The organism is Microcoleus sp. MON2_D5 (assembly GCF_036701905.1).
Lineage (GTDB): Bacteria > Cyanobacteriota > Cyanobacteriia > Cyanobacteriales > Microcoleaceae > Microcoleus.
In genome coordinates, this window is the sequence record NZ_JAUBRM010000017.1 from 86,534 (window position 1) to 93,184 (window position 6,651).

Annotated in this window: 7 protein-coding genes; 3 read left to right on the plus strand and 4 right to left on the minus strand. The window is 46.3% G+C overall.

The annotated features are described in order from the left end of the window. Positions 1–67 precede the first annotated feature (67 nt). Positions 68–1,147 (plus strand): galactokinase, encoded by a 1,080-nt coding sequence (galK, locus tag QUA47_RS08710; RefSeq protein ID WP_333430453.1) that lies wholly within the window; start codon positions 68–70, stop codon positions 1,145–1,147. On the opposite strand, the gene QUA47_RS08715 is transcribed toward galK, so the two are convergent. From QUA47_RS08715 to QUA47_RS08725, 3 genes are all read right to left on the minus strand, one after another. Then, positions 1,137–1,511, minus strand: coding sequence for a signal peptidase I (locus tag QUA47_RS08715; protein WP_333430454.1), 375 nt, complete (start codon positions 1,509–1,511; stop codon positions 1,137–1,139). The two genes, galK and QUA47_RS08715, sit on opposite strands and share 11 nt — an antisense overlap. Before the next feature lie 181 nt (positions 1,512–1,692). Continuing rightward, positions 1,693–2,385 (minus strand): SRPBCC family protein, encoded by a 693-nt coding sequence (locus QUA47_RS08720; RefSeq protein WP_333430455.1) that lies wholly within the window; start codon positions 2,383–2,385, stop codon positions 1,693–1,695. 18 nt (positions 2,386–2,403) lie between these two features. Further along, positions 2,404–3,567: a baeRF3 domain-containing protein gene (locus tag QUA47_RS08725; RefSeq protein WP_333430456.1), complete on the minus strand. Its 1,164-nt coding sequence runs from the start codon at positions 3,565–3,567 to the stop codon at positions 2,404–2,406. Between the two features lie 255 nt (positions 3,568–3,822). Here QUA47_RS08725 and QUA47_RS08730 point away from each other — a divergent pair, with 255 nt between their 5' ends. Continuing rightward, positions 3,823–4,500: a DUF2834 domain-containing protein gene (locus QUA47_RS08730; protein WP_333402846.1), complete on the plus strand. Its 678-nt coding sequence runs from the start codon at positions 3,823–3,825 to the stop codon at positions 4,498–4,500. A 177-nt stretch (positions 4,501–4,677) separates the two neighbouring features. Then, positions 4,678–5,277, plus strand: coding sequence for a class I SAM-dependent methyltransferase (locus QUA47_RS08735; RefSeq protein ID WP_333430457.1), 600 nt, complete (start codon positions 4,678–4,680; stop codon positions 5,275–5,277). Between the two features lie 321 nt (positions 5,278–5,598). On the opposite strand, the gene QUA47_RS08740 is transcribed toward QUA47_RS08735, so the two are convergent. After that, positions 5,599–6,348: a hypothetical protein gene (locus QUA47_RS08740; protein ID WP_333430458.1), complete on the minus strand. Its 750-nt coding sequence runs from the start codon at positions 6,346–6,348 to the stop codon at positions 5,599–5,601. Positions 6,349–6,651: the final 303 nt, after the last annotated feature.

The following is a 6,651-nucleotide window of genomic DNA, read 5'->3' on the forward strand; positions in this document are numbered from 1 at the left end:
TGGGCACTATAAAAGGATAAACGATAAAAAATAAATTAATTTGTTCCCAATTACCAATTCCCCAAAAATGCAATTCCAACGAGTATTTGGTACATTACCCCACACCACAGCCAGTGCGCCCGGAAGAGTAAACCTGCTGGGCGAACACACAGACTACAACGATGGATTTGTACTTCCAACTGCGATTCCCCAGTGCACAACAGTAGAAATCGGCTTCAGCAGCGACGCTCTACACCATTTTTCTTCAGCAGAATATGACGAACTCATAAATTATTCAGACGACGATACAATACCGCAAAACTTCGTCAGTTATATCTGTGGCTGCCTCAGACTTTTAGAAAAAGAAGGATACAAAGTACCGCCAATAAATCTCTACATTACCTCCAATGTGCCGATCGGCTCCGGTTTGTCCAGCAGCGCCGCTTTAGAAATAGCAACCCTCAGAGGACTGCGCGCGCTGCTGAATCTCCCCCTAGATGACGTGCGGCTAGCTCAAATCGGACAGCAAGCCGAAATCCAGTATGCAGGCTTGAACTGCGGCATCATGGATCAAATGGCGTCGAGTTTAGCAGACACCAACACCATGCTATTTATCGACACCCGCAGCCTCGAATGCCGCCCGGTACCTTTTCCCGCAGGCACAGAAATTTTAATAATTGACAGCGGCGAAAGCCACAAACTAGCAGCAGGAAGCGGCTACAACGAGCGCCGCGCCGAGTGCGAGGAATCCGCGCGGATATTGGGAGTTAAGGCTCTCAGGGATATCGCCGATCCCCAAGCAGTCGAAGTATTGCCAGAACCCCTCAAAAGGCGATCGCGCCACGTCGTTACCGAAAACAACCGCGTGCTCGAAGCGGTAAAATCTTTGCCTGCAGAGCGTTTTGGTGAGTTAATGAATGCTTCCCACGCCAGCCAGCGCGACGACTACGAAGTTTCGGTGGCGGCAGTAGACGCGCTGGCGGCCATCTTGCAGTCAATCCCCGGAGTCTTCGGCGCAAGGCTGACGGGCGGAGGTTTTGGCGGTGCTTGCGTAGCGCTGGTTGAGAGCGGGAAAGCGGGTGTTATCGCATCAGAGGCGATCGATCGCTACCAGCGCGCGGGTTATAAAGGCCGCGTTTTAGTTCCCGATATGAAAGTTAATTCTTAACTCCCGAACTATCTCCCGACAGCGAAGGCCACCGCACAGTCACGATCACCGAATCCTCCTCGGCAGACCAATAATGAGGCACTCCCGGCAGCCAGAGAGCATAATCTCCTTCGCGAGAAAGCAAAATTTCTTGTTCGGGAAATTGCAGGCGAAACCGCCCTTTTACCAGGATAGAAAGCGTCGTGGCTTCCGCATTTACCGCCCACTGAGTCCTACAATCTCCGGCGGGGTGAGTGCCCCATTTTACCTCTAAAACAGAAGTCGATCGCGCGTCGTCTTCAGGAGTAATAAAGTGACCTGCAAACCACCCGCCGCGACTTGCGCCTTCAGCGCCCGCATTTCCAAAAACCACTTGAGATGACATCAGTTAATCAGCTAAAAAACAAAGATGGTTATATCTGACATCTTGCACCATTTTCAATAAACTTTTTATGGGCAGGATGCCCACCCCACAAGAAATTCACTCTTTGTGGAACAGGCATCTTGCCTCTTCTTGAGAATAGTGCTGTGGGCGTGAGTTAGAGCCGGAGACAGAATCTAACTTATTACTTGCGGCCCGAAGATTGACCTTCCGTCGTAGCTATTTCCCCAGCTTCCATTAACTGCTTAAAGCGACGCAAATCATTGGCAATTTGCTGTTCGGGAGCTTCGCCAAATAGTTTAGCAGCGCCAGCACCAATTGCACCGCCCGGAGGGTTGTATTCGATCACAACTTTTACCTCTGTACCGCGTCCTGCAGATGCCGGTTGAAAGCGCACAAAGCCAGAATTGTCAATATCAGATCCTTCAACAGACGCCCAAGCAATTAAGCGATTTTCTTCTTCGCGGACAATCTCTGCATCCCATTCCACACTATTGCCCATCGGCGCGCTGGCAATCCAGTGAGAACGTTTTTCATCTATTACCGTAACGTGTTTGAGATGCTTCATAAACCGAGGCAAATTTTCAAAATTGCGCCATAAACGGTACAATTCATCAGCCGGTTTGTCGATCGTCACCGTCTTTTCAACTTTAATGCTTTGATTCGGATCGGCAGCCGACTGCAAACCCTCCACAACCCCCAGCCCACGGGCCGCTAAACCGCCGCCCGCAACCGCCAGCAAAGCACCTCTCAAAGAACGCTGCGACAAACCAAAAAGCACCAGCGCCCCGCCACCTATTAAAGATGCCCAGCGTTCGGTATCGCCGCTGCTACTTTGGTTTTGTTTGTCGGAATTTGTGCTTGAAGTAGATTCCATTGGTTTAAACCTGGTAAATTAATAGCGAAAAATAGCAGCTACAGGTGCCTCGTCCGGCACTTGTTCCGGCGGCACTGCGTAAACAGTTCCGCCGTTGAGAATAGTTTGAATTGCTGCCGCATTCAACAAATCTTCGTCGCCCAATTCTGCATCTGGGTGGATTTGCACCGAATTCGTATCGGGATTAAAAGTACCCCACTGCTGAACGCCAAGAGCAACAAACAGTCGATCGACCCGTCCAAAATAAGCAGCCGAAACAGCTTCTTTCAAATCAGCAGAAATTTTATCGCTTCCTGTCAGATCGTGGTATTGTGCGATCGCCTCCGACTGAGCCTGCAAAAACAAAGGTTCCACAAGCGGCAAAGCTTCTGCCCGCAACTCTTCCGGCTTGAGAAGTTTCTGATTGCCTGTAATTCCTTCTTCAACTAAATGCGGGTAGGTATTGGCCTCTCGGTAAAGCGGGAGCAAATACTCAACTCCAGCTAACACTAAAGGAGCTTTTTTATTGTGCAAATATTTGTGCAGCGCCCCATCGATTATGTGGAAATACTGCAATATTTCCTGCTGGGGCTCATCTCGATCCGGACTTCCTTGGCCGTGAAAACTTCCCGGCTGCTGAAAAGAATTATTAGTGCCTCCTTTGGAAGTAGCAATCCGAAACTGACCATCTTTAGCTGTCGGGTCATATTGCAGAGCCTCCTCAAGGCTTTTCGGCAAGTTTTCAACTTCAACTTCCCGAGCACTGTAAGCCGTACACTCAATCAGCCTCACTTCCTTTTTACTGAGAGCTAAAACATAAAATAAATTATCTCCTGTCAGCAGAGGCATCAGCGGTTTGACGTGAAAATTGTCGCTCACAACCACTAATTCATCAAAATTCACCGGACAGGTATAGTAGCGGAAAAATCCCGAACCGACAAAAATCGCCAGCAGGTTGCTTTGATTTTCCCAAAAGTTTTCCTGGTCAATTTCTGCTCGGACTGGCTCTAGCAATTGGGCAGCTTCTTTTTTGTCAAATCCGTACTCTACTATTTTGTCTTCAGCCTCTCTGATTAAATTTTTGAACCGAATCGGATTTTGTTGAATTTCTGTTCCTTGAGCGACTGGCATATAAATAGAGACGCACAATCCAGCAGATTGTTGTACCAGCGCTTTGAGTTCCTCTACAGATATTAAGTTCATCGCTGAAACTCCTTTTCTAATAAAGGGTTGTGTAATGAAAACAACCGATGCTTTAAAATGTATCTCCCCTGGCGGGGCTCCTGCGTCTGCCTAAAGTAATGCTCGGCTGCTGTAGAGCATTTCATCCCCGAACTAAAACGGGGTTTGCAGCCGCTGTTCCAATCGAACTGCTTATCACCTAAGATAGACGGCGCTAACTCGGCCGCTACTTTACCATAATTTAGTTTAGTCGGGTTCCACCACTCGTTATATCTGATGAAAACAAAAATGTTTCTGGGGTTGCTGTGGGCAACATTTATTGCCTACACCTTGCTGCTAGCTCCTCTCGATCGGCCCGGAACGCTAACAGTTATGGAAAAAATGCTCAAATTCCAGCTAGAAGGAATTAACCCCTACCTTGTAACGGTATTCGCTCTCATGGGAGTGTGGCCGATGGTTTACGCTTGCCTCCTATTCATTGATGAGAGAACCCAAAATATATCCGCTGGGCCTGCTTTCATCGCTTCCAACGGCGCGGGTATCATCGGCTTAATTCCCTACTTACTCCTGCGCCAGCCCCAGCCACAATTTTCCGGCCGCAAAGATATGTTGATCAAAATATCAGACTCCCGCTGGACAGGGATTGTACTTTTACTAACTACTATCTGGCTGTTAGCTTGGGCTTGGTTAAATGGAGATTGGGGAGATTATGTCAGGCAGTGGCAATCAATTCCTTTTGTGCATTTAATAACTTGGGATTGTTGCTTGATGGCTGTAATATTTCCCTCACTTCTGGGAGACGACATGGCACGCCGCGGACTCTCGGACGATCGCATTTTTTGGGCAGTGTCTCTAGTTCCGCTGTTAGGGCCGCTAGTTTATCTTTGTCTGCGCCCCCCTCTGCCAGAATCTGCAACAGAAATCGCCACTTTCCCACTGACAGCCAGAAATTGAAACATTGAAAAATTTGGTAGTGTTCAAGATGTAATGAATATTCAAGCCGCAACGGGATTAACAAACGCTCAAAAAGCGACATTGAAAGCGTTAGGGGCGATCGCGTAGTCTGGGTGTACCGTGGAGAAAGATTTTAATTGTCCTGAAAATCTCGATCGACACTTATGAGGTCACTCTATGGAGCCAAATGATACATCGGCCCGCTACGACCGAATTGCCCAATGGTGGCAAACTGAGCATCAAGATTCAACCTACGGGATTGCCCAATTAGAACGCGCGATCAAATTTACTTCTAAGCAGCACGCAGCACTTGATGTCGGGTGTGGAAGCAGCGGACGTTTTATTAACAGTTTATCCAAGCATGGATTTCAGCCTGAAGGACTTGATATTTCTAGCGAAATGATCGATTTAGCCCAGCAGCTACATCCAGAAATCACGTTTTACCGGGAAGACATTTGTGATTGGCTGCCGCCGAAACTTTACAGCCTGATTGCAGCGTGGGATAGCACGTTTCATCTGCCAATCAACAGGCAAGCGCCTGTGATACAAAAGCTATGCCATGCGCTTGAACCCAATGGAGTGATCCTGTTTACTTGTGGCGGCGGACATACAAGCAGCGAGGTTTCGGGAGCATTTCAAGGTCAAGACTTTGATTACAGCACTTTGGGTGTAGATACTTTCCTGCAAATTTTGGTTGAGCATCATTGCACCTGCCGGCATCTCGAATATGACCAGTATCCTGAAAATCATGTTTATATAATTGCCCAAAAGACCTAATCTATAATTCGCACCATTAAAGTGTGGGATGTCGCAACTGCTCGCTGTAACCGGACGTTGATGGGCGAGCGCTTGTATGAAGGTATGAATATTCAAGGGGCAACGGGATTGACGAATGTTCAAAAATCGACTCTGAGAGCATTAGGGACTTTGATTTGACATTCTCGATCGAGACCGAATCATCTCCACAGTCAGGCAGCCTTTACGAGAGAACGATCAAGCTCACCGGACGCAGATAAGCTTAAAAGTTCACAGATAACTTTATACGTTCCGGTGCAGCGACTTCTTAGCTGGTGGAGCTACCGCGTGAGTTTAGATCTACTAAAACTCTACTCTGATCATCAAAGTGAACTCATACATCTCCCTTGTGATATTTTCAACCTGTGCTTGCAGATTAGCGTACACGGGAATTTTTATGTCAGCCACCACTTGAAGGTTTCTTTTAGACTCTTCACTAAGGCTCAAAGTAAGTTCTCGGCTCTGGATTGGATTTTTGCCTCTACGTTGGTCTATTAAGGACTTCATAGACATATCATTTAGTAGGTGATACTGGCGTAGATGAGCTTCGGCTTCTTCTAAATTTGGTTCGCCACCGCCAAATTTACTTTGCAACTTAATCTTATTACGTATTTCCTCAAAGGTTTTGTTCACGGCATCAATGCTTCCCTCAGCATATGGACTGTCTATGGAACCCTTAAATATTTGCTTACCCGCTGAAGTCTGGACTTCGATTTGTTCTACCGTGACCTCTCGCGCACCAAGTAATCCACACAAAGTAGTGAAATGAAGATATTTAGTTAGTGCAAAAGTTGAAGATGCTTGATTAAAAATGACGTAATCAGATGTGTCATAAGGATTTTGAATTAGTAAAGTTCCTTGCTCTCGAAGCCCACTACTATCTAATTTCTTTTCTATATCGTTAGTAGTCACATCTGAAGGAACCAAAAGATAGACTTGCTCACTCAGAAGAAGGTTGCTTCCTCCCGGTGTGTATTCCAGTCGGGCTAATTCATGGGGTGAGATGACTAGAATAGCTTTGCGATTTTTAGGTGGAACTTCATCAAGTGCCATATTTGTTTCTCGATTTCTGTAATAGAGTTTTTGAAAAGGAATTTAGCCTCTAATCTTCTTAAAAAATTGTCCCAATAGTTGTCTCCATATATTAAAAGTTAGTACAAAATCTTGAGCCCGTTTATTAAGCGACGAAACTTTTTGATTAGACTGAAAAGGTTGAATCGCGAATCTTCTGTTTTTATTCTTTAAGATTTCAGATAACCCATTTTGAATAGCTTCTAATCAGGGTAAGCTCATCTAATTTGGTATAATATGAACTTGACAAAGTTAACAAAATAAGCATAAGAGACTGTGTAGACA

What these genes read in the sequence shown, in the direction of transcription:
- QUA47_RS08740 (WP_333430458.1), bottom strand. Translation starts at nt 6,348, where the DNA reads ATGGCACTTGATGAAGTTCCACCTAAAAATCGCAAAGCTATTCTAGTC.
- QUA47_RS08715 (WP_333430454.1), bottom strand. Translation starts at nt 1,511, where the DNA reads ATGTCATCTCAAGTGGTTTTTGGAAATGCGGGCGCTGAAGGCGCAAGT.
- QUA47_RS08720 (WP_333430455.1), bottom strand. Translation starts at nt 2,385, where the DNA reads ATGGAATCTACTTCAAGCACAAATTCCGACAAACAAAACCAAAGTAGC.
- QUA47_RS08725 (WP_333430456.1), bottom strand. Translation starts at nt 3,567, where the DNA reads ATGAACTTAATATCTGTAGAGGAACTCAAAGCGCTGGTACAACAATCT.
- QUA47_RS08735 (WP_333430457.1), top strand. Translation starts at nt 4,678, where the DNA reads ATGGAGCCAAATGATACATCGGCCCGCTACGACCGAATTGCCCAATGG.
- galK (WP_333430453.1), top strand. Translation starts at nt 68, where the DNA reads ATGCAATTCCAACGAGTATTTGGTACATTACCCCACACCACAGCCAGT.
- QUA47_RS08730 (WP_333402846.1), top strand. Translation starts at nt 3,823, where the DNA reads ATGAAAACAAAAATGTTTCTGGGGTTGCTGTGGGCAACATTTATTGCC.